This window comes from Streptomyces sp. NPDC026301, assembly GCF_055567935.1.
In genome coordinates, this window is the sequence record NZ_JBVHPN010000011.1 from 35828 (window position 1) to 56721 (window position 20894).

General features: G+C 70.2%; 19 protein-coding genes and 1 riboswitch. Of the genes, 16 read left to right on the forward strand and 3 right to left on the reverse strand.

Annotation, left to right across the window (positions count from 1 at the left end; translation table 11 throughout):
* Positions 1 to 119 precede the first annotated feature (119 nt).
* The 4 genes from ctaC to ACZ4MH_RS20415 all read left to right on the forward strand — a co-directional run bounded on the left by ctaC (position 120) and on the right by ACZ4MH_RS20415 (position 4599).
* Positions 120 to 1082 (forward strand): aa3-type cytochrome oxidase subunit II, encoded by a 963-nt coding sequence (gene ctaC / locus ACZ4MH_RS20400; RefSeq protein ID WP_351594114.1) that lies wholly within the window; start codon positions 120 to 122, stop codon positions 1080 to 1082.
* Complete coding sequence (gene ctaD / locus ACZ4MH_RS20405; protein WP_351594111.1) at positions 1079 to 2812, forward strand: aa3-type cytochrome oxidase subunit I; 1734 nt, start codon at positions 1079 to 1081, stop codon at positions 2810 to 2812. The genes ctaC and ctaD overlap by 4 nt, the downstream gene beginning before the upstream one ends.
* Positions 2809 to 3207 (forward strand): cytochrome c oxidase subunit 4, encoded by a 399-nt coding sequence (locus tag ACZ4MH_RS20410; protein WP_351594108.1) that lies wholly within the window; start codon positions 2809 to 2811, stop codon positions 3205 to 3207. The genes ctaD and ACZ4MH_RS20410 overlap by 4 nt, the downstream gene beginning before the upstream one ends.
* Before the next feature lie 141 nt (positions 3208 to 3348).
* Positions 3349 to 4599 carry a L,D-transpeptidase gene (locus tag ACZ4MH_RS20415; RefSeq protein WP_351594105.1) on the forward strand — a complete coding sequence of 417 codons (1251 nt, stop codon included), beginning with the start codon at positions 3349 to 3351 and terminating at the stop codon, positions 4597 to 4599.
* Between the two features lie 89 nt (positions 4600 to 4688).
* On the opposite strand, the gene ACZ4MH_RS20420 is transcribed toward ACZ4MH_RS20415, so the two are convergent.
* Positions 4689 to 5090 (reverse strand): DNA-binding transcriptional response regulator, encoded by a 402-nt coding sequence (locus tag ACZ4MH_RS20420; protein ID WP_351594103.1) that lies wholly within the window; start codon positions 5088 to 5090, stop codon positions 4689 to 4691.
* A 286-nt stretch (positions 5091 to 5376) separates the two neighbouring features.
* On the opposite strand from ACZ4MH_RS20420, the gene ctaE reads away from it, so the two are divergent.
* The 6 genes from ctaE (at position 5377) to ACZ4MH_RS20450 (ending at position 12604) form a co-directional block, all read left to right on the forward strand.
* A complete protein-coding gene (gene ctaE / locus ACZ4MH_RS20425; RefSeq protein WP_351594101.1) occupies positions 5377 to 5997 on the forward strand; it encodes an aa3-type cytochrome oxidase subunit III in 621 nt (206 codons plus the stop codon).
* Between the two features lie 79 nt (positions 5998 to 6076).
* Complete coding sequence (gene qcrC, locus ACZ4MH_RS20430; protein WP_351594099.1) at positions 6077 to 6886, forward strand: cytochrome bc1 complex diheme cytochrome c subunit; 810 nt, start codon at positions 6077 to 6079, stop codon at positions 6884 to 6886.
* Entirely contained in the window at positions 6883 to 7944 is a 1062-nt protein-coding gene (qcrA, locus tag ACZ4MH_RS20435; RefSeq protein ID WP_351594097.1) for a cytochrome bc1 complex Rieske iron-sulfur subunit, read from the forward strand. Before qcrC ends, qcrA begins: the two co-directional genes overlap by 4 nt.
* Positions 7941 to 9581: a cytochrome bc1 complex cytochrome b subunit gene (gene qcrB / locus ACZ4MH_RS20440; RefSeq protein WP_351594094.1), complete on the forward strand. Its 1641-nt coding sequence runs from the start codon at positions 7941 to 7943 to the stop codon at positions 9579 to 9581. The genes qcrA and qcrB overlap by 4 nt, the downstream gene beginning before the upstream one ends.
* A 158-nt stretch (positions 9582 to 9739) precedes the next feature.
* Entirely contained in the window at positions 9740 to 10804 is a 1065-nt protein-coding gene (trpD, locus tag ACZ4MH_RS20445; RefSeq protein WP_351594091.1) for an anthranilate phosphoribosyltransferase, read from the forward strand.
* A gap of 77 nt (positions 10805 to 10881) precedes the next feature.
* A riboswitch (SAM riboswitch) is annotated at positions 10882 to 10998 on the forward strand.
* A 199-nt stretch (positions 10999 to 11197) separates the two neighbouring features.
* Positions 11198 to 12604 (forward strand): aminotransferase class V-fold PLP-dependent enzyme, encoded by a 1407-nt coding sequence (locus ACZ4MH_RS20450; protein WP_351594089.1) that lies wholly within the window; start codon positions 11198 to 11200, stop codon positions 12602 to 12604.
* Positions 12605 to 12689: 85 nt separating this feature from the next.
* On the opposite strand, the gene ACZ4MH_RS20455 is transcribed toward ACZ4MH_RS20450, so the two are convergent.
* On the reverse strand, positions 12690 to 12971 hold the full coding sequence (locus ACZ4MH_RS20455; RefSeq protein WP_031056779.1) for an Lrp/AsnC family transcriptional regulator: 282 nt from the start codon (positions 12969 to 12971) through the stop codon (positions 12690 to 12692).
* Entirely contained in the window at positions 12968 to 13717 is a 750-nt protein-coding gene (locus ACZ4MH_RS20460) for a rhomboid family intramembrane serine protease (protein WP_351594085.1), read from the reverse strand. Before ACZ4MH_RS20460 ends, ACZ4MH_RS20455 begins: the two co-directional genes overlap by 4 nt.
* Positions 13718 to 13907: 190 nt before the next feature.
* On the opposite strand from ACZ4MH_RS20460, the gene ACZ4MH_RS20465 reads away from it, so the two are divergent.
* From ACZ4MH_RS20465 to ACZ4MH_RS20490, 6 genes are all read left to right on the forward strand, one after another.
* On the forward strand, positions 13908 to 14147 hold the full coding sequence (locus ACZ4MH_RS20465) for a hypothetical protein (RefSeq protein WP_351594082.1): 240 nt from the start codon (positions 13908 to 13910) through the stop codon (positions 14145 to 14147).
* An 18-nt stretch (positions 14148 to 14165) separates the two neighbouring features.
* Positions 14166 to 15536 (forward strand): NYN domain-containing protein, encoded by a 1371-nt coding sequence (locus ACZ4MH_RS20470; protein ID WP_467754615.1) that lies wholly within the window; start codon positions 14166 to 14168, stop codon positions 15534 to 15536.
* 315 nt (positions 15537 to 15851) lie between these two features.
* Positions 15852 to 16874 carry a C40 family peptidase gene (locus ACZ4MH_RS20475; protein WP_351594079.1) on the forward strand — a complete coding sequence of 341 codons (1023 nt, stop codon included), beginning with the start codon at positions 15852 to 15854 and terminating at the stop codon, positions 16872 to 16874.
* A gap of 296 nt (positions 16875 to 17170) precedes the next feature.
* Positions 17171 to 18220 (forward strand): C40 family peptidase, encoded by a 1050-nt coding sequence (locus ACZ4MH_RS20480; protein ID WP_351594076.1) that lies wholly within the window; start codon positions 17171 to 17173, stop codon positions 18218 to 18220.
* Between the two features lie 86 nt (positions 18221 to 18306).
* Positions 18307 to 19572 (forward strand): hypothetical protein, encoded by a 1266-nt coding sequence (locus ACZ4MH_RS20485; protein ID WP_351594129.1) that lies wholly within the window; start codon positions 18307 to 18309, stop codon positions 19570 to 19572.
* Positions 19573 to 19671: 99 nt separating this feature from the next.
* Positions 19672 to 20814: a glycosyltransferase family 4 protein gene (locus tag ACZ4MH_RS20490; RefSeq protein ID WP_351594074.1), complete on the forward strand. Its 1143-nt coding sequence runs from the start codon at positions 19672 to 19674 to the stop codon at positions 20812 to 20814.
* The last annotated feature ends 80 nt before the right edge of the window (positions 20815 to 20894 follow it).

The following is a 20894-nucleotide window of genomic DNA, read 5'->3' on the forward strand; positions in this document are numbered from 1 at the left end:
GCGTCCAGTAGGGTTTGGTCCGCATAAACATCCAAACCCCTGCCCGTGACGGGCCGGCGACCGACCAGCTGAGACGGCCGCAGCCGGTTCTGCGGGCGAGACTCTCGGGAAGGCGCTACGTGAGTCCCAACGGCTCCGACCGCTCGTCGCGGCGCCCGATGCGGCGGAAGCTGCCGCAGGTGCTGGCTGCGGGCCTGGTCCTGGCAACCGCGACCGGTTGCACATACAAGGACTTCCCCCGCCTCGGCATGCCAACGCCCGTCACCGACGAGGCGCCGCGGATCCTCTCCCTTTGGCAGGGCTCCTGGGCCGCCGCCCTCGCAACGGGCGTGCTGGTGTGGGGTCTGATCATCTGGAGCTGGATCTTCCACCGCCGCAGCCGGACCAAGGTGGAGGTCCCCGCACAGACCCGGTACAACATGCCGATCGAGGCGTTGTACACCATCGTCCCGTTCATCATCATCGCGGTGCTGTTCTACTTCACCGCGCGCGATGAGAACGAACTCCTGAAGACTTCGAAGAAGCCCGACCACGTCGTGAACGTCGTCGGCTTCCAGTGGAGCTGGGCGTTCAACTACATGGAGGACGTCGACGGCAACAAGTCGAACTCGGCGGTCAACTCCAAGGACCTCTCCGCGATCCCGGACAAGTGGAAGAAGTCGGCGCCCAAGGGTGCCGAGGGCGTCTACGACCAGGGCACGCCGGGCCAGCGGAATCCGCAGAACGGCATGCCAGGGCCCACGCTGTGGCTGCCCAAGGGCGAGACCGTCCAGTTCATCCTGACCTCGCGCGATGTCATCCACTCGTTCTGGGTGGTGCCGTTCCTGATGAAGCAGGACGTCATCCCGGGTCACACCAATGTCTTCGAGGTGACTCCCAACAAGGAGGGCACCTTCAGGGGCAAGTGCGCCGAGCTCTGCGGCGTTGACCACTCCCGGATGCTCTTCAACGTCAAGGTCGTGTCTCCTGAGCGGTATCAGGAGCACCTGAAGGACCTGGCGAAGAAGGGCCAGAACGGTTACCTGCCGGCCGGTATCGAGCAGACCGACCACGCCAGGAACGCGGAGACCAAGAACAAGTGAGCATCCTCAACGAACCTCAGGGTGCCGCCGCCGCATCGGCTCCGGCAGCACCACCCGTACGCAGGAAGCAACCCGGCAACGTCGTGGTGAAGTGGCTGACGACCACCGACCACAAGACGATCGGCACGCTCTATCTGGTGACGTCGTTCGCCTTCTTCTGCATCGGCGGCCTGATGGCGCTCTTCATGCGCGCCGAGCTGGCCCGTCCCGGCACGCAGATCATGTCGAACGAGCAGTTCAACCAGGCGTTCACGATGCACGGCACGATCATGCTGCTGATGTTCGCGACGCCGCTGTTCTCCGGGTTCGCGAACTGGATCATGCCGCTGCAGATCGGCGCGCCCGACGTGGCGTTCCCGCGGCTGAACATGTTCGCCTACTGGCTGTACCTCTTCGGCTCGCTGATCGCGGTGGCCGGCTTCCTCACCCCGCAGGGTGCGGCCGACTTCGGCTGGTTCGCCTACTCCCCGCTGTCGGACGCGGTCCGCTCGCCGGGCGTCGGCGCCGACATGTGGATCATGGGTCTGGCCTTCTCCGGCTTCGGCACGATCCTCGGCTCGGTCAACTTCATCACCACGATCATCTGCATGCGTGCCCCCGGCATGACGATGTTCCGGATGCCGATCTTCACCTGGAACGTCCTGCTGACCGGTGTGCTGGTCCTGCTGGCCTTCCCGGTGCTGGCCGCCGCGCTGTTCGCCCTGGAGGCGGACCGTAAATTCGGTGCGCATGTGTTCGATGCGGCAAATGGTGGCGCACTACTCTGGCAACACCTCTTCTGGTTCTTCGGCCATCCAGAGGTGTACATCATCGCGCTGCCATTCTTCGGCATCATTTCCGAGGTCATTCCGGTCTTCTCGCGCAAGCCGATGTTCGGTTACATCGGCCTGATCGCGGCGACGATTTCGATCGCGGGTCTGTCGGTGACCGTGTGGGCGCACCACATGTACGTCACGGGTGGCGTGCTGCTGCCGTTCTTCTCCTTCATGACGTTCCTCATCGCGGTACCGACCGGTGTGAAGTTCTTCAACTGGATCGGCACGATGTGGAAGGGCTCGCTGTCCTTCGAGACTCCGATGCTGTGGGCGGTCGGCTTCCTGATCACCTTCACCTTCGGCGGTCTGACCGGCGTCATCCTGGCCTCCCCGCCGCTGGACTTCCACATCTCCGACTCGTACTTCGTCGTGGCGCACTTCCACTACGTCGTCTTCGGTACGGTCGTCTTCGCGATGTTCGCCGGCTTCCACTTCTGGTGGCCGAAGTTCACCGGCAAGATGCTGGACGAGCGGCTCGGCAAGATCACGTTCTGGACGCTGTTCATCGGCTTCCACGGCACCTTCCTGGTCCAGCACTGGCTGGGCGCCGAGGGCATGCCGCGTCGTTACGCCGACTACCTGGCGGCCGACGGCTTCACCGCCCTGAACACGATCTCGACGATCAGCTCCTTCCTGCTGGGTCTGTCGATGCTCCCGTTCATGTACAACGTCTGGAAGACGGCGAAGTACGGCAAGAAGGTCGAGGTCGACGACCCGTGGGGCTTCGGCCGCTCGCTGGAGTGGGCGACCTCCTGCCCGCCGCCGCGGCACAACTTCCTCACGCTGCCGCGCATTCGCTCCGAATCCCCGGCGTTCGACCTGCACCACCCTGAGATCGCCGCGCTCGACGTGCTCGAGAACGACGGTCAGAAGGACACGGCGCTCATGGGCGGCACGAAGGAGGCCGGCAAGTGAAGATCCAGGGCAAGATGTTCATCTGGCTCTCCGTCTTCGTCCTCGCCATGGCGTGCGTCTATGGCGTCTGGTCGAAGGAGCCGGCGGGCACCACCGCGCTGTTCCTGGCGTTCGGCCTGTGCATCATGATCGGCTACTACCTGGCCTTCACGGCCCGGCGGGTCGACGCGGGCGCACAGGACCGCAAGGACGCGGACGTCGCGGACGACGCCGGTGAGGTGGGCTTCTTCAGCCCGCACAGCTGGCAGCCGCTCTCGCTGGGCATCGGCGGTGCGTTCGCCTTCCTGGGCGTCGTCTTCGGCTGGTGGCTGCTGTACTTCTCCGCTCCGATCATCCTCGTCGGCCTGTTCGGCTGGGTGTTCGAGTACTACCGGGGCGAGAACCGCACGCAGTAAGCGCCGCTCTCGTACGGACGGGTCGGGCCCGGTCACTCCAAGGAGTGGCCGGGCCCGACCCATTTGCAGTCCTTGAACGCGCCGCACCGGCGTGGCTGTTCGTATTTTGGGCTCATGAGCCATATGCCACGATCCCGGACGGTGCTCAGCTCAGCGCTCCTGCTGCTGCCCCTGGCGGCGGGGGCCACCGGGTGCGGCGGCGGGGCCACGTCGGATCCGCTCGCCGCCCAGCCCTACGACGCGGCCGGCCAGATCGCGGCCAACGCCCCGGCGGGCGCGCGCAAGGCCGACCCCGACCGGCCACTGGAAGTCACCACCACGGGCGACGAGGCGCGGATCACGGACGTCACCGCGACGGACACCGCGGGGCGCCACATCCGCGGCCGGCTGTCCACCGACGGCACCCGCTGGCGCAGCTCCGTACCGCTCGCCGCCGGCACCCGCTACACGGTGCGGGTGAGCACCGAGGACAGCGACGGCAAGCCGGGCCGCAAGGTCCTGCGGATGGAGACGCGGGGCGGCGGCGACCGGCGGTTGCGGGTCACCTTCGGGCCCGACAGCGGCACGTACGGCGTCGGCCAGCCGCTCACCGCCGAGCTCAGCCGGCCGGTGCACGGCGCGCGCGCCAAGGTCCTCGTGGAGGGCGCCCTGAAGGTCGACAGCAGCCCGCGCGTGGTGGGTTCCTGGCACTGGGTCGACGAGCGGACGCTGCACTACCGCCCGCGCTCCTACTGGCCCGCGCACGCCTCCGTCGAGGCGTACAGCAACCTGCAGGGCCTGAAGGTCGCCAAGGGCCTGTACGGCGGGCCCGGCAAGCCCGTGCGGATCCGTACCGGCGACCGGGTCGTGGCGGTCACCGACGCCGCCGCGCACCGGATGACGGTCCGGCGCAACGGCAAGGTGATCAAGACGCTGCCCGTCACCACCGGCAAGGCCGGCTTCGAGACCCGCAACGGCATCAAGACCGTGCTGGGCAAGGAGGCGTTCGTCCGGATGCGCAGCACCACGGTGGGCATCTCCCGGAGCAGTTCGGAGGCGTACGACCTGCCGGTCCACTGGGCCACGCGGGTCACGTGGAGCGGCGAATACGTGCACGCGGCGCCCTGGTCCGTGGGCTCGCAGGGCGCGGCCAACGTCAGCCACGGCTGTACGGGCATGTCGACCGGCAACGCGCACTGGTTCTTCGACCACGTACGGGTCGGCGACGTCGTCCAGGTGGTCAACAGCAAGGGCGACAAAATGGTCCCGTTCGACAACGGGTTCGGCGACTGGAACCTGTCCTGGGGCAAGTGGCGCGCCGGCAGCGCCCTGGGCGGCGGCGTGAGCGGCGCCCAAAGCGACGAGGAGGGCGCCGCGCCCGCCGACGCCGCCAGACTGCGCCCGCGGGTGTGAGCGGCCCGCAGAACGGCACACAGCGCCCCGTCCGGGCCATTCCCGCCCGGACGGGGCGCTGCTGCGTCCTCGGTGCCGCCCGGCGGCCCTCAGGTCTGCGCGAGCAGGCGGCGGCGCAGCAGCCCCGCCAGCGCGTCCGCGAACGCCACCGGGTCGACCGGGTGGGTCACCGCGGCGTCGGCCCGGCTCCAGGTCGCGAGCCAGGAGTCCTGCGGGCGGCCCATCAGCAGCAGCACCGGCGGGCAGTGGAAGATCTCGTCCTTGATCTGCCGGCACACGCCCATGCCGCCCGCCGGGGCGGTCTCGCCGTCCAGGACGCAGACGTCGATGCCGCCCTGCTCCAGGGCCGTGAGGACGGCCGGGAGCGTCGCGCACTCCACAATCTCCACCTGCGGCACGTCGGCGGCGGGCCGCCGGCCGGCCGCGAGACGCACCTGCTCGCGGGTGCCCGCGTTGTCGCTGTAGACCAGCACCGTGGCAGTCGCCTGCATCGTTCCTCCACGCTTTTGGGGAGCACCGTCGACGGGAGCACCACTGGGGCCGGTCCCGTTCAGCGGATGCTACTGCCCGGAAGGGCCCGCGCAGGAGGGTTCGTACGGATCAATGCTCCGCCCGACGGCCCGTCAGGACTGGTCGGAGCGGGGGTGTCAGGGGTGTGCGGAACGTGTGCTTCCCCCCTTCGGGGGATGCCGGCACTGGACCGTACGGGCAGCGCACACCCCCTTGACACACCGAACGGCACCCCCCGGAGTGAGCGCAAGATAAGCGACCGACATAATGTCGGTCGTGGCGACAGCAACAGCAGTAGAAACCGGGCACGCGCACCCGTCGGTCAATCGGCCGAACCTCACCAGCGTCGGAACCATCATCTGGCTGAGTTCCGAGCTGATGTTCTTCGCGGCCCTCTTCGCGATGTACTTCACCCTCCGATCGGTGACCGGAGCTGATTACTGGAAGGAATCCGCCGATGCGCTGAATCTTCCGTTCTCCGCGACGAACACGACGATCCTGGTGCTCAGCTCTCTGACGTGCCAGCTCGGTGTTTTTGCGGCCGAGCGCGGCGACGTCAAGAAGCTCCGGGCCTGGTTCGTGATCACCTTCATCATGGGTGCGATCTTCATCGGCGGTCAGGTCTTCGAGTACACGGAGCTGGTCAAGCACGAGGGTCTCTCGCTCTCGTCCGGCCCGTACGGCTCGGTGTTCTACCTGACCACCGGCTTCCACGGACTGCACGTGACAGGCGGTCTGATCGCCTTCCTGCTGGTCCTGGGCAGGACGTACGCGGCAAAGAGGTTCACCCACGAACAGGCCACCGCGGCCATCGTCGTGTCCTACTACTGGCACTTCGTCGATGTCGTCTGGATCGGCCTCTTCGCCACGATCTACCTGATCCGGTAACAGGTCCCGCACCGGACCCGCATTCGGAACAGACACAGCCAAAGCATCGACGCAGAAGATCCTGACACCGGGGTAATCCGTGAAAAAGCTCTCCGCACGACGGCGCCATCCGCTGGCGGCGCTCGTCGTCCTACTCTTCGCGCTGGCGGTCACTGGGGGGCTGTACGCCGCGTTCGCGCCGGCGGACAAGGCTCAGGCCGATGACACCGCCCAGTCTCTTGCCATCAAGGAGGGCAAGAAGATCTTCGCCGTGGGCTGCGCCAGCTGCCACGGCACCGGCGGTCAGGGCACCTCCGACGGCCCGAGCCTGGTCGGCGTGGGCGCTGCCGCCGTCGACTTCCAGGTCGGCACCGGGCGTATGCCCGCGCAGCAGCCCGGCGCCCAGGTGCCGAAGAAGAAGAACATCTACAGCCAGGCCGAGATCGACCAGCTGGCGGCGTACGTCGCGTCGCTCGGCGCCGGTCCCTCCGTGCCCGGCAAGGAGCAGTACAGCAAGGACGGAGCGGACATCGCCAAGGGCGGTGAGCTGTTCCGTACGAACTGCGCGCAGTGCCACAACTTCACCGGTAAGGGCGGTGCCCTGACCAACGGAAAGTTCGCACCGGCGCTTGACGGTGTGGACCCGAAGCACATCTACGAGGCCATGGAGACCGGCCCGCAGAACATGCCTTCGTTCGGTGACGGCACTCTCTCGCAGTCCAACAAGAAGGACATCGTCGCTTACCTCGGTGAGGTCAACGGCGACAAGACCGCGAGCCCCGGCGGCATGGACCTCGGCGGTCTCGGCCCGGTCAGTGAGGGCCTCTTCGGTTACATCTTCGGCCTGGGCGCACTGGTCGCGGTCGCCATCTGGGTCGCAGCCCGGACAGCGAAGGCCAAGAAGTCATGAGTGAGACTGGACGACACACAGACGTGCCAGAAGAAAACCTGCCCAGTGGGCGCGAGGGCGCTCACGGTGACGTGGCGACGAAGGAGAACCCCTTCGCCGACCCGGGCCTGCCCCCCCACGAGCACCGCATCCAGGACATCGACGAGCGGGCGGCCAGGCGCTCCGAGCGCACTGTGGCTCTGCTCTTCACGGTGTCCATGCTCGCGACGATCGGCTTCATCGCCTCGTACGTGATCTTCCCGATCGACAAGATCATCTACGTCTGGCCGCTCGGCCACATCAGCGCGCTGAACTTCGCGCTGGGCCTGACGCTGGGCGTGGCGCTGTTCTGCATCGGCGCCGGCGCGGTCCACTGGGCCCGCACGCTGATGTCGGACGTGGAGGTCGCCCAGGAGCGGCACCCGATCGAGGCCGAGCCCGAGGTCAAGGCCAAGGTCATGGCCGACTTCCGGGAAGGCGCCGCGGAGTCCGGCATGGGCCGCCGCAAGCTGATCCGCAACACCATGTTCGGCGCGCTGGCCCTGGTGCCGCTGTCCGGTGTGGTGCTGCTGCGCGACCTCGGTCCGCTGCCGGAGAAGAAGCTCCGGACCACGGGCTGGAAGAAGGGCATCCGCCTGGTCAACCAGTCCACCAACCTCCCGCTGCGTCCCGAGGACATCGCGGTGGGCTCCCTCACCTTCGCCAAGCCCGAGGGCCTGGAGGAGAGCGACGAGGAGTTCCACCAGAAGATCGCCAAGGACGCCCTGATGCTCGTGCGGATCCAGCCGCAGAACATCAAGGACAAGCAGGAACTTGAGTGGTCGCACGAGGGCATCGTGGCGTACTCGAAGATCTGCACCCACGTCGGTTGCCCGATCTCCCTGTACGAGCAGCAGACGCACCACGTGCTCTGCCCCTGCCACCAGTCCACCTTCGACCTTTCCGACGGTGGCCGCGTGATCTTCGGCCCGGCGGGTCACCCCCTGCCGCAGCTGCACATCACGGTGAAGGACGGCTACCTCGAAGCCGTCAGCGACTTCGCGGAGCCCGTCGGCCCGAGCTTCTGGGAGCGCGGATGAGTAACGAGACGAGCGCGACCAACGCGCGCCGCGGCCAGGCGCCGCGGGGCGAGCGGATCGCCGACTGGGCGGACGGCCGGCTGGGCATCTACAGCCTCGCCAAGTCCAACATGCGCAAGATCTTCCCGGACCACTGGTCCTTCATGCTCGGTGAGATCTGCCTCTACAGCTTCATCATCATCATCCTGACCGGCGTCTACCTGACGCTGTTCTTCCACCCGAGCATGGCCGAGGTCGTCTACCACGGCTCCTACGTGCCCATGCACGGCATCCGGATGACGCAGGCCTTCGAGTCGACGCTGGACATCAGCTTCGACGTCCGCGGCGGCCTGCTGATCCGGCAGATCCACCACTGGGCCGCGCTGGTGTTCCTCGCCGGCATGATGGTCCACATGATGCGGGTGTTCTTCACCGGCGCCTTCCGCAAGCCGCGCGAGGTCAACTGGCTGTTCGGCTTCCTGCTGTTCGTCCTGGGCATGTTCACCGGCTTCACCGGTTACTCGCTCCCCGACGACCTGCTGTCCGGCACCGGTGTCCGCTTCATCGAGGGTGTCATCCTGGCGATGCCGCTGGTCGGCTCGTACCTGCAGATGTTCATCTTCGGCGGGGAGTTCCCCGGCCACGACATCATTCCGCGGTTCTTCACGGTGCACGTCCTGCTGCTGCCGGGCATCATGCTCGGCCTGCTGGTGGCGCACCTGATCCTGGTCTTCTACCACAAGCACACGCAGTTCCCGGGTGCCGGCAAGACCGAGAAGAACGTGGTCGGCATGCCGCTGCTGCCGGTCTACATGGCCAAGGCCGGAGGCTTCTTCTTCCTGGTCTTCGGTGTGATCTCGGTGATCGCCGCGATCGCGAGCATCAACCCGGTGTGGGCCATCGGCCCGTACCGTCCGGACCAGGTGTCCACCGGCGCCCAGCCCGACTGGTACATGGGCTTCGCCGAGGGTCTGATCCGCGTCATGCCCGGCTGGGAGTGGAACATCGCGGGCCACTACACCATCAACTTCGGTGTACTGATCCCGATCGTCATCTTCCCGGTGGTGCTGGCGGCCATCGCGGTCTACCCGTTCATCGAGTCCTGGGTCACCGGCGACAAGCGTGAGCACCACCTGCTGGACCGCCCGCGCAACGCCCCGACCCGTACCGGCTTCGGTGTGGCCTGGCTCTTCGCCTACCTGGTCATGCTCGTCGGTGGTGGCAACGACCTGTGGGCCACGCACTTCCACCTGTCGATCAACTCGATCAGCTGGTTCGTCCGGATCGCGTTCTTCGTGGGCCCGGTGCTGTCCTTCATCATCACCAAGCGGATCTGCATGGGTCTGCAGCGGCGCGACCGCGACAAGGTGCTGCACGGACGCGAGTCCGGCATCATCAAGCGGCTGCCGCACGGTGAGTTCATCGAGGTGCACGAGCCGCTCACGCAGGACCAGATGCACGCGCTCACCCAGCACGAGCAGCCCAAGCCGCTGGAGATCGGCCCCGAGGTCGACGAGAACGGCGTCAAGCGCAAGATCAAGCGCTCGCACAAGCTGCGCGCCAAGCTCTCCAAGGGCTTCTACGGCGAGGACAACTACATTCCGAAGCCGACGGTGGAGGAGTACGAGGAGATCACCAGCGGCCACGGCCACCACTGATCTCCGCGGGGCCGCGGTATCGACACCGTGACCCCGAGCACGTAGCAAGGAACGCCACCCAGAGGGCCCTGTCCGCGCACCGGACGGGGCCCTCCGGCGTACCTACGGGCCCGATAGGCTCGCTGTGAAGATTTTTGACTCACCCAGGAGCGTGGACCATGAACGTTGTGACCCCGGATGGCGGCGGCAGCGTGGCGGCCCGCACCTGGCCGGGCGTGCTGAACGCCCTCCTCGAAGGCAGTGACCTCTCCGCCGACTCCACCGAGTGGGCGATGGACCGGATCATGCGCGGCGAGGCCAGCGACGCGCAGATCGCCGGCTTCGCGGTGGCGCTGCGCGCCAAGGGCGAGACGGTCGCGGAGATCTCCGGGCTGGTCAGCGCGATGTACCGGCACGCCAACCTCATCGAGGTGCCGGGCCCCAGCGTGGACATCGTCGGCACCGGCGGCGACGGCGCCAAGACCGTGAACATCTCCACGATGTCCTCGATCGTGGTGGCCGGCACGGGTGCGAAGGTCGTCAAGCACGGCAACCGCGCCGCGTCCTCCGCGAGCGGAGCCTCCGACGTCCTGGAGAAGCTCGGCGTGAACCTGGACCTGTCGCCGCGCCGGGTGGTGGAGGTCGCCGAGGAAGCAGGCATCACCTTCTGTTTCGCGGTGAAGTTCCACCCCTCGCTGCGGCACGTCGCACCCGCCCGCAGCCAGCTGGGCATCCGCACGACCTTCAACGTGCTCGGTCCGCTCACCAACCCGGCCAAGGTCACGGCCCAGGCCACCGGCGTGGCCGATGCCCGGATGGCGCCCATCCTGGCCGGCGTGCTCGCCGAGCGCGGCTCCTCCGCGCTGGTCTTCCGCGGCGACGACGGCCTGGACGAGCTGACGACCACGGCCACCTCCACGGTGTGGGTGGTCCGGGACGGCACCGTGCGCGAGGTGTCCTTCGACCCGCGCGACGTCGGCATCGAGCTGGTGCCGGTGGACGCGCTGCGCGGCGCGGACGCCTCGTACAACGCGGACGTCGCCCGCCGCCTGCTGGCCGGCGAGCCGGGTCCGGTACGGGACGCGGTCCTGCTGAACTCCGCTGCGGCGCTGGTGGCACTGGCCCCGACGGACGCGCCGCTGAACGAGCAGATCGCGGCGGGGATGGCGAAGGCGGCGGAGTCGATCGACTCGGGCGCGGCACGGGCGACGTTGGAGCGCTGGGTGGCTGCTTCGAACGCGTAACGTCCCGCGGCGCGAGGGGGTGTCCGCATCCCGGACACCCCTTGCGGCGTTCCGATCATGTGGCATGATTCTCGGCAGGTCACGAGTGACAGCGATTAGGCCCCGGCTTGCTGTCCGGCAACCCTCCGTCCGTGGCGGGGTGCCCCGGGTGATGACCAGGTCGCAGGCAGCAAGGCCGGCGGCAAGCGCGGATCCCTCGCCAGGGATCCTGGTTATCGAGGGAGCTCTTCCGTGATGCAGCGAATGCGCTAGGGCCTGTAGGCCCCTTTTTCCCAACACCCCGCCTGTGGCGCCCCTCTGTCCGAGGTACCTGTGCGCCCGCGGGTCTTTCCACGCCCTGTGCGTGTCATTCGCCTACTTCGCACATCTCGTGCATCCCCGGGAGACTCCGCCATGTCCGTGCGCCCTGAAACCGCCCTCGCCACCGCCGACACCGCCGACGCCGAGCCCGCCTGCACCGCCGCCGCGCCGCTCCCCGTCCTCGGCAGCGACGTGCGCGTCCCGCTCGTCACCGGCGGCGAGGTCACCTACGCCGCGCTGGACTACGCCGCCAGCGCCCCGGCCCTGCAGCGGGTGTGGGACGACGTGGCCGCGTACGCGCCGTACTACGGGAGCGTGCACCGCGGCGCCGGGTACCTCTCCCAGCTCTCCACCGACCTCTTCGAGAACAGCCGGAAGACGGTCGCGGAGTTCCTCGGCTGCCGGGAGGCGGACCAGGTCGTCTTCACCCGCTCGACGACCGACTCGCTCAACCTGCTGGCCGGCGTGCTCCCCGCGCACACCCGGGTGTTCGTCTTCGAGACCGAGCACCACGCGTCGCTGCTGCCCTGGGAGCAGCGGGCGGACATCGGCGTGACGTACCTCAACGCCCCGCGGACCCCGCAGCAGGCGGTCGACACGCTGGAGCAGGCGCTCGCGGACCGCGAGCCCTACGGCCCGGCGCTGGTGTGCGTGACCGGCGCGTCGAACGTGACCGGTGAGCTGTGGCCGGTGCGCGAGCTGGCCGCCGCGGCGCACGCGCACGGCGCGCGCATCGTGCTGGACGCCGCGCAGCTGGCCCCGCACCACCCGGTGGACATCGCCGAGCTGGACGTGGACTGGGTGGCCTTCTCCGGCCACAAGCTGTACGCGCCCTTCGGGTCCGGCGTGCTGGCCGGCCGCGCCGACTGGCTGCAGGACGCCGAGCCGTACCTGGCCGGCGGCGGCGCGAGCCGCAAGGTCGCGCGGCGCGAGGACGGCGGGGTGCAGGTGGAGTGGCACACCACGGCCGCCCGGCACGAGGCCGGTTCGCCGAACGTGATCGGGGTGTACTCGATCGCCTCCGCGTGCAAGGCGCTGACCGAGGCCGGGTTCGACAACCTGGTCGCGCGGGAGCAGGAGCTGATCGGCACGGTGCGGGCCGGGCTCGCCGAGGTGCCCGAGGTGAAGGTGCTCTCGCTGTTCGGCGACGACGCGCCGCGGGTGGGCGTGCTGTCGTTCGTCGTGGAAGGCTGGAACAGCTCGCACTTCGCCGCCGCGCTGTCCGCGGAGTACGGTATCGGCGTACGGGACGGGCTGTTCTGCGCGCACCCGCTCGTGCGGACGCTGCTGGGCAGTGACCCGCAGGACCCGGGCGAGTGCGGCGCGCCGGACGCCAGGCCGGGGGAGCGGTCGCTGAACGCCATCCGGGTGAGCTTCGGCGCCGGGACGCCGGACGAGCACGTGGAGCGGTTCGTCACGGCGGTGAAGGAGCTCGTGCGGGACGGCGCGCGGTGGTCCTACCGGACCGAGGAGGGGCGCTGCGTCCCGGACCGCGGCTGAGCCGGGCCGGCCTACGGCCGGTGTCCTCAATCGCCGGACGGGCTTGATTTTGCGGCCTGTCCGGCGATGACGTGCGGGCGGTGTTTCAGGCGTCCAGTCCGATCGCGAACGCCGCTTCCAGGTCGTGCTGGGAGTACGTGCGGAACGCGATGTGGGTCTCGGTGGCGGCGACGCCGGGGACCTTGCTGATCCGGCCGGGGATGACGTCGGCCAGTTCGTCGTGCTCGGCCACCCGGACCATCGCGATCAGGTCGTGCGCGCCGGTGACCGAGTAGACCTCGCTGACGCCGTCGAGCGCCGCGATCTTCTCGGCGATCTCCGGGATCTGGTCCACGCTGGTCTTGATGAGCACGATCGAAGTGATCACGGTTGGCTCTCTCCCTCGGTCGGCCGTTCTGTGGGCTCCACCCTACCGGGGAGGCCCGGCGCGGCCTGCGGTGGAGCGGCCGGGACGTGGTAGCGGACCCAGGCGTACAGGAAGCCCAGCAGGAAGCCGACGACGTGGGCCAGGTAGGCGACGCCGGGGCCGTTGACCGCGCGCTGTGCGGCCAGCCACTGCAGCGCGAACCAGAAGAGCAGCACCGCCCAGGCGGGGAAGCGCAGCGGCAGGAAGAAGAGGAACGGGAAGAGGCTGGTCACCCGCGCGCGGGGAAAGAGGTAGAGGAAGGCGCCGAGCACGCCGGAGATCGATCCGGACGCGCCGACCAGGGTCTGGCCCGACTCGGCGTGCGCCGCCGCGTAGCCCATCAGGGCCACGTAACCGGTCAGGACGTAGAAGACCGCGAAGTGCAGCCGGCCCATTCTGGCCTCGGCCATGCCCCCGAAGACGTAGAGGAAGAGCATGTTGCCCAGCAGGTGCAGCCAGCTGCCGTGCACGAAGAGCGCGGTGAGCGGGGTGAGCAGGGCCTTCGGATCGCCGCTCCACAGGTCGCGGGGGATGACGCCCCAGCGGGCGAAGTACGCGCTCTGTGCCTGCAGGAGCGATTCGCCGGTGCCGTGTATCCCGTTCAGCCCCGAGGCCGGGCCGATGACGAACACCACGCAGCAGATGCCGATGAGGACGTTGGTCATACGGGAGAACACGGTCCGCGGGGACGGAAACGAGGCCGACATGAAGTGATCATGGCGTAATAGCCACAAAGGGGACAGAGTGCCTCGCCGTGTTCCGGTACCCGGGCGGGGACGGCACCCGGTCGCCACCAGGCCGTAGGGTTACGGGCAGTACTTTCCGTACTTCCGCAGTCCGACGGCGCACCGCGAGAACCCGCACAACGTACGACGCTTGACGAAAGAGGACGACACAATGGCTGTTCCCCTGCCGACGGCCGAAACCCGGTGGCGCTGCACCCTGTGTGGCAACCTCACGCGTTTCGACGTGACCCGCCAGTCCAAGGTGGTGGAGTACGTCCACCTCGACCTGGCCGGCGAGCCCAAGGTCGAGGAGCGCGAGGTGCTCAGTGAGAGCATCGAGTCCGTCCGCTGCCGCTGGTGCAACGCGGTCGACCAGATCGAGCTGGTGGACCGCCCCGGCGCGGACGTCTGAGATCGGAGCGGTGCAGCAGTGGTGGAGCGTCCAGCAGGGCATGAGGGGGAAGAGCGCGATCCGGAGGCCGGTGCGGCCGACGAAGTGCTCGACCGTCCCCTGCCCGAGGGCGTGCGGCGCCGTGTCGTGGCGCTCACCGCGGAGTCCTTCGGCGGCCTGACGGTCGCCGAACTCCCGCCACCTCTGCGCCAGTACGCCCGCTTCACACCCTCCCGGCGGGTGAAATTCGCGGGCAACGCGATGGCCGCGTCGCTGGAGAGCGATCCGGTCTTCCGGCAGCGGATCGCGGCCCGGCTGCGCGAGACCCAGGCCGAACTGGCCGAAGCCCTGCAGCAGGGCACCCCGCCCGCCGCCGCCGACCCGATGGATGTCGCGGCGGCGGCCTACGTTCTGCGCCCGCCGGGCTGGGCGAAGCTGGTCGCCGCCGTGGGCGAGGAGGTCCGGCGCGCGGACGAGCAGCGGGCCGGCGAGGAGGCCGAGCGGGAGCTCGCCCGGCTGCGGGAGGAGCTGGCCGAGGCGCGGGCGGCGTCCCGCGCGGAGGCCGACCGGGCGAGAGGCGAGCTCGAAGCGGCGCGCAAGGAGAACGACGCGCTGCAGCGCAAGCTGCGCAGCGCGCTCAGCGACGTGAAGCGCGCGCAGGCCGCGGCGCGCAAGGCGGAGGACGAGACCGAGTCGCTGCGCTCCGCCGCGGCCACGGACAAGGCGACCAGCGACAGCGAGATGCGCCGGCTCAAGGCCCGGGTCGCGGAGGCGGAGTCGGCGCTCGAAGCGGGGCGCCGCGCCGCGCGGGAGGGGCGCAGCGTCGAGGACATGCGCCTGCGACTGCTCCTGGACACCGTCCTGGACGCGGCGCAGGGTCTCCGCCGCGAACTGGCGCTGCCGCCGGCCAATGTGCACCCCGCCGACACGGTCGACGCGGTCGAGCCGGGCCGGATGACCCCGAAGGACGTCGCGGCGCGCGCCCTGTCCGACATGGACCCGGCGCTGCTGGACCAGCTCCTGGCGCTGCCGCAGGCCCACCTCGTGGTGGACGGCTACAACGTCACCAAGACCGGCTATCCGACGATGCCGTTGGACAAGCAGCGGCTGCGGCTGCTGGGCGGGCTGGCCGTGCTGGCCGCGCAGACCGGCGCCGAGATGACATGTGTCTTCGACGGCGCCGAGCTGGCCGCGCCGGTACTGCTCGCCCCACCGCGGGGCGTACGGGTTCTTTTCAGCAAACCGGGCGTAACGGCCGATGAGTTGATTCGTCAGCTGGTACGGGCCGAACCGCCCGGCCGCCCCGTCGTGGTGGTCTCCACCGACCGCGAAGTGGCCGACGGCGTGGCGAAGGCGGGGGCCCGCCCGGTGGCATCGGCCCTTCTTCTCAAGCGACTTGCCCGTACCTGAACGGGCGTCGGGCGTGGTGCGGAAGGTGTGGGATAGAACACTCCGCAGCCCTTCAGGCGGTCTCGGAGCGTCAGTTACCTGCTACGGGCGGTGCCACATTGGTAAAGGATGCGCGTGTGGCCAAGTTTTTTCCCGTGAAGATTTGAAGCGATCACAACTCGGTTACTAAGGTCAGGCCCGAGCCTTCATGCAGTTGATCATCCAACCGGGATGAACAGTGAAGGAACCGCCGAGTCCGCGGCGTTCACGCGGAGCCGGGGATCCCAGTTCCCCCACCACCCGGTAGGCGGCTGAAGGAAGAAGGAGCTCGCCCCCGTGGCGTCCCACCGTCGACCCAAGCAGCCGAGCCGCACGCGCGTCACCGTGTTCACCGCGACCGCCGCCGCTGCGGTCGCCCTGTCCTCCCAGGCCGCCCAGGCCGCGCCGAAGCAGACCAAGGAAGAAGTCAAGTCCGAGGTCGACAAGCTCTACGAGCAGGCGGAGCAGGCCACCGAGAAGTACAACGGTGCCAAGGAGGACCAGCAGAAGCTGCAGAAGGAGGTCGACCGCCTCCAGGACAAGGTCGCCCGTGGCCAGGAAGACCTGAACAAGCTCCGCAAGGGCATCGGCACGGTGGCCTCGGGCCAGTACCGCAGCGGAAGCATCGACCCCTCGGTGCAGCTCTTCCTCTCCGGCGACCCGGACACCTATCTGGAGAAGGCCTCCACGCTCGACCAGTTGAGCGGCAAGCAGGCCTCGCAGCTGAAGGTCATCGCGGACAAGCAGCGCACCCTGTCCCAGGAGCGCGAAGAGGCCGCCGGCAAGATCAAGGACCTCTCCGACACCCGTAAGGCGCTGGGTGACAAGAAGGACGAGATCCAGGGCAAGCTCGCCAAGGCGCAGAAGCTGCTCAACACCCTCACCGCCAAGGAGCGCGCGGCGCTCCAGGCCAAGGAGGAGCGCGCCAACCGCGCCAACAGCCGGGTCGACCTCGGCAGCGCCGTCCCCAGCTCGCAGCGGGCCGCCGCGGCCCTCGCCGCCGCGAAGACGAAGATAGGCTCGCCCTACGTCTGGGGCGCCACCGGCCCGTCCTCCTTCGACTGCTCGGGCCTGACCTCCTGGGCGTACCAGCAGGCCGGCCAGTCGCTGCCGCGCACCTCGCAGGAGCAGGCGACCGCCGGCACCCAGATCGGCCGCGGCCAGCTCAAGCCCGGCGACCTGGTGCTCTTCTACAGCGACCTGCACCACATCGGCCTGTACGCGGGCAACGGCCAGGTGCTGCACGCGCCGAAGCCGGGCGCCGCGGTGCGCTTCGAGTCGATGGACAACATGCCCTTCATGTACGGCGTCCGCGTCTGACATGTACGGCGTCCGCGTCTGACGCGCTACGCGGCCGACGCTGCGTGACGACGGGCGGCTCCGACACGCCGGAAACGTCCGAACGTGCCGCCCGATCGGGGGAATTGCGGCAGCCGCCCCTGACTTACCGCCTCGCCGGTGACCTGCACAGTCACCGGCGAGGCGGATTTTTGTGCGGGTTCGGAGGTCTTTGGCCGGGGTGTACCGGCGCGATTACTGTCTGCCCTCGCAGCCGCCGGACACGGACCGCCCGCCCCGGGCGGCAGGGGCTGCACGGGAAGGGAGTGCGGCCTCACGTGGCGTCCCACCGCCGTTCCTCGCCGGCCGGCCCGCAGGGCCCGGCACGGATCACGCTGATGTCGGCCGCCGCCGCGGCCACCGCCGCCGCGCTGACCGCGGTCCCGGCGACCGCCGACCCCGGTACCGGCACCGGCCGCACCGCGAGCCACGCGCAGCTCACCTCGCGCGTCGACGCGCTCTACGCCCGCGCTGAACGGGCCACCGAGCGGTACAACGGCGCCAAGGAACGCACCGCCGAGCTGCGCGACCAGGTGGCGGTACTCCAGGACCGCGCGGCCCGCGCCCAGGAACGCGTGAACCGCCTGCACGACCGGCTCGGCGCGATGGCCGCCGCCCAGTACCGCTCCGGCGGCGTGGACCCCTCGCTCGCCCTGATGCTCTCCGCGCGCCCCGCCGACTACCTCGACAAGGCGCAGACCCTGAACCGGCTCGGCACCGCCCAGGCCGGACGGCTGAACCGGCTGGTGGACGCCGAGCGGGTGCTGCAGCGCGAGCGCCGGGAGGCCGCCGGCCGGCTGGCCCGGCTGGAGGAGGCCCGGCGCGCCGTCGCCCGCCACAAGCACGCCGTCGAGCGGAAACTCGGCGCGGCCCGGCAGCTGCTCGCCTCCCTGCCCGCGCGCGACCGGGCGGCCTACGCCCGCGCCTCGCGCGGCGCCCGCGACGGTGTGCTCCCGGAGCTCACCGAACTCTCGGGGCTCTCCGGCCGGTCCGCGCTCGCGGTGGCCGCGGCCCGCTCGGCGGTCGGCGCCCCGTACGTCTGGGGCGCCTCGGGCCCGCGCTCCTTCGACTGCTCCGGGCTGATGCAGTGGGCGTACGCCAGAGCTGGGGTCTCCCTGCCGCGCACCTCGCAGGCGCAGCGGTACGCCGGACGCCAGGTCCCGCTGTCCCAGGCCCGCCCCGGCGACCTCGTCATCTACCGCTCCGACGCCAGCCACGTCGCGATGTACGTGGGCAACGGGCAGGTCGTGCACGCGCCGCACCCGGGCGCGCAGGTGCGGTACGACCCGGTCGGCATGATGCCGGTGTCCGGGGTGACCCGGGTCTGAGGCCGGTCCCACCGGAAGCGGCTGACGAGCGTCCGAATGTTGTCCGCCGGTATCCGCTCACGCGTACGATTCGGCGCGTGGTGGAAATGCGGCGGCCGTACCGGCGGCACACGGCGGTGACCTGGGCGGCGGCCTGTCTGGCCCTGCTGCTCGCGGTGCTCACGGGCTGCGGCGGCCCCTCCCGCGAAGTGACCGACAGTACGGCCGTGCGGCAGGTGCTGGACGCTCGCGCCGCCGCCGTCCGCGACCGGGACGAAGGCGCCTTCCTCGCCTCGGTGGACCCGGCGGCGGACGGCTTCCGGGACCGGCAGCGGGCGATGTTCGCGAACCTGCGTGGCGTGCCGCTCGCCGACTGGCGCTACCGCCTCGTGCGCACCGGCGCCTTCCCGCTCCCCGCCGCGGCGGGCGGCGGCCCCCGCGTCGCCGCCGAGGTCCGGCTCCGCTACCGCCTCGCCGGATACGACACCGCGCCCGTCACGGCCGTCCAGTACCTCACCCTCACCCGGCGCGACGGCCACTGGCGGATCACCTCGGACACCGACGGCGCGCCGAACGGCAAGCGGACGGCGCGTCAGCTGTGGGACCAGGGCCGGGTCCGGCTCGTGCGCGGCGAGCGCAGCCTGGTGCTGGGCACCGGGCAGTCCGCGGCGCGGCTGCGCGAGCTGGCCCGGCGCACGGACGCCGCGGTGCCGGCCGTCGCGGACGCCTGGCCGGGCCGCTGGTCGCGCAAGGTGGTGGTCGAGGCGCCGGACTCGGTGCGCCGCATGGCCGAGCTGCTGGGCTCCTCGGACGACTCCGCGTACACGGGGATCGCGGCCGTCACCACGGGCGAGGCGGGCGCCTCGAACCGGGCACCGGCGGACCGGGTGATCGTGAACCCGCAGGCGTACGGGGAGCTGAGCGACCTCGGCCGCCGCATCGTCCTCACCCACGAGACGACCCACGTCGCCACGCGTGCCGTGACGACGGCCGCCACCCCGCTGTGGCTCTCCGAGGGCTTCGCCGACTGGACCGCCTACCGCACGGCACGGCGCACGCCGCGCGCCGCCGCACCGGAACTGACCCGCGCGGTGGCCGCGGGCCGCCTGCCGGAGCGGCTGCCGACCGCGGCGGACTTCACCTTCGACGCGGGCGCCGACCGCCTGAACCGCGCGTACGAGGGCGCCTGGCTGGCCTGCCGCCTGATCGCCGACACGTGGGGCGAGGACCGCTTGGTGGCCTTCTATCGGGCGATGGCCCATGCGCCCGAGGGCGCGGCGGGCCTGGACCGGACGATGCGCGAGGAGCTGCATCTCTCAACGGCAGAGTTCACGGCCAAGTGGCGAACGTACGTGCAGCGTGCGCTGGGCTGAGGTACGAGGTCCGTACCTTTCCCGCCGCTGTGGTTGCTCGCGCAGTTCCCCGCGCCCCTCACGGGGCGCCCCATGCGGCACGCGCTACTGTCGGCCCTGATGGACAAGACCCTCATCGTCACGAACGACTTCCCGCCCCGCCCCGGCGGCATCCAGGCATTCCTGCACAGCATGGCGCTGCGTCTCGACCCGGAGAAGGTCGTCGTCTACGCCTCGACCTGGAAGCGCGGCGCGGACGGCACCGCGGCCACCGCGGCCTTCGACGCGGCGCAGCCGTACCCCGTCTTCCGTGACCGCACCACGATGCTCCTGCCGACCCCCCGGGTGACCCGCCGCGCAGCGGCCCTGCTGCGCGAACACGGCTGTACGTCCGTGTGGTTCGGCGCCGCGGCCCCGCTCGGGCTGATGGCGCCCGCGCTGCGCGCGGCCGGCGCGCGCCGGATCGTGGCCACCACCCACGGCCACGAGGCGGGCTGGGCGCAGCTGCCGGGCTCGCGGGAGCTGCTGCGGCGGATCGGCGAGGGCACGGACACGATCACGTACCTGGGCGAGTACACCCGCTCCCGGATCGCGCGGGCGCTGACCCCCGCGGCCGCCGGGCGGATGGCCCAACTGCCGCCCGGCGTGGACGAGAAGACCTTCCACCCCGGCTCCGGCGGCGAGGAGGTACGGGCCCGCCTGGGGCTCGCCGACCGCCCGGTCGTGGTGTGCGTGTCCCGGCTCGTGCCGCGCAAGGGCCAGGACACCCTGATCGAGGCCATGCCGCGGATCCGGGCGGCGGTGCCGGGCGCGGCCCTGCTGATCGTGGGCGGCGGCCCGTACGAGAAGGACCTGCGCGCCCTCGCGGACAACCGCGGTGTGGCCGACGACGTGTACTTCACCGGCGCCGTCCCGTGGGAGGAGCTGCCCGCCCACTACGGCGCGGGCGACGTCTTCGCGATGCCCTGCCGCACCCGGCGCGGCGGCCTGGACGTGGAGGGCCTGGGCATCGTCTACCTGGAGGCGTCCGCCACCGGGCTGCCGGTCGTGGCGGGCGACTCGGGCGGTGCCCCGGACGCGGTGCTGGACGGCGAGACCGGCTGGGTCGTGCCGGGCGGCTCCCCGACCGCCGCCGCCGACCGCATCGTCCCCCTCCTCCAGGACCCGGCCCTGCGCCGCCCCATGGGCGAGCGCGGCCGCGCCTGGGTCGAGGAGAAGTGGCGCTGGGACCTGCTGGCTGAACGCCTGAAGGAGCTGCTCTAGCCCCCGGGAACGAGGGCAGCCGCTCCGGAACGACGCCGGCCGGCCCGCGGACAAGCGGGCCGGCCGACGTCGTACGTACG

Bases quoted from the DNA above. Each gene is read 5' to 3' on its own strand.
- qcrB (WP_351594094.1), top strand. From the start codon at position 7,941: ATGAGTAACGAGACGAGCGCGACCAACGCGCGCCGCGGCCAGGCGCCG.
- ACZ4MH_RS20450 (WP_351594089.1), top strand. From the start codon at position 11,198: ATGTCCGTGCGCCCTGAAACCGCCCTCGCCACCGCCGACACCGCCGAC.
- ACZ4MH_RS20485 (WP_351594129.1), top strand. From the start codon at position 18,307: ATGCGGCGGCCGTACCGGCGGCACACGGCGGTGACCTGGGCGGCGGCC.
- ACZ4MH_RS20420 (WP_351594103.1), bottom strand. From the start codon at position 5,090: ATGCAGGCGACTGCCACGGTGCTGGTCTACAGCGACAACGCGGGCACC.
- ctaE (WP_351594101.1), top strand. From the start codon at position 5,377: ATGTCGGTCGTGGCGACAGCAACAGCAGTAGAAACCGGGCACGCGCAC.
- ACZ4MH_RS20490 (WP_351594074.1), top strand. From the start codon at position 19,672: ATGGACAAGACCCTCATCGTCACGAACGACTTCCCGCCCCGCCCCGGC.
- qcrA (WP_351594097.1), top strand. From the start codon at position 6,883: ATGAGTGAGACTGGACGACACACAGACGTGCCAGAAGAAAACCTGCCC.
- ACZ4MH_RS20465 (WP_351594082.1), top strand. From the start codon at position 13,908: ATGGCTGTTCCCCTGCCGACGGCCGAAACCCGGTGGCGCTGCACCCTG.
- trpD (WP_351594091.1), top strand. From the start codon at position 9,740: ATGAACGTTGTGACCCCGGATGGCGGCGGCAGCGTGGCGGCCCGCACC.
- ACZ4MH_RS20460 (WP_351594085.1), bottom strand. From the start codon at position 13,717: ATGTCGGCCTCGTTTCCGTCCCCGCGGACCGTGTTCTCCCGTATGACC.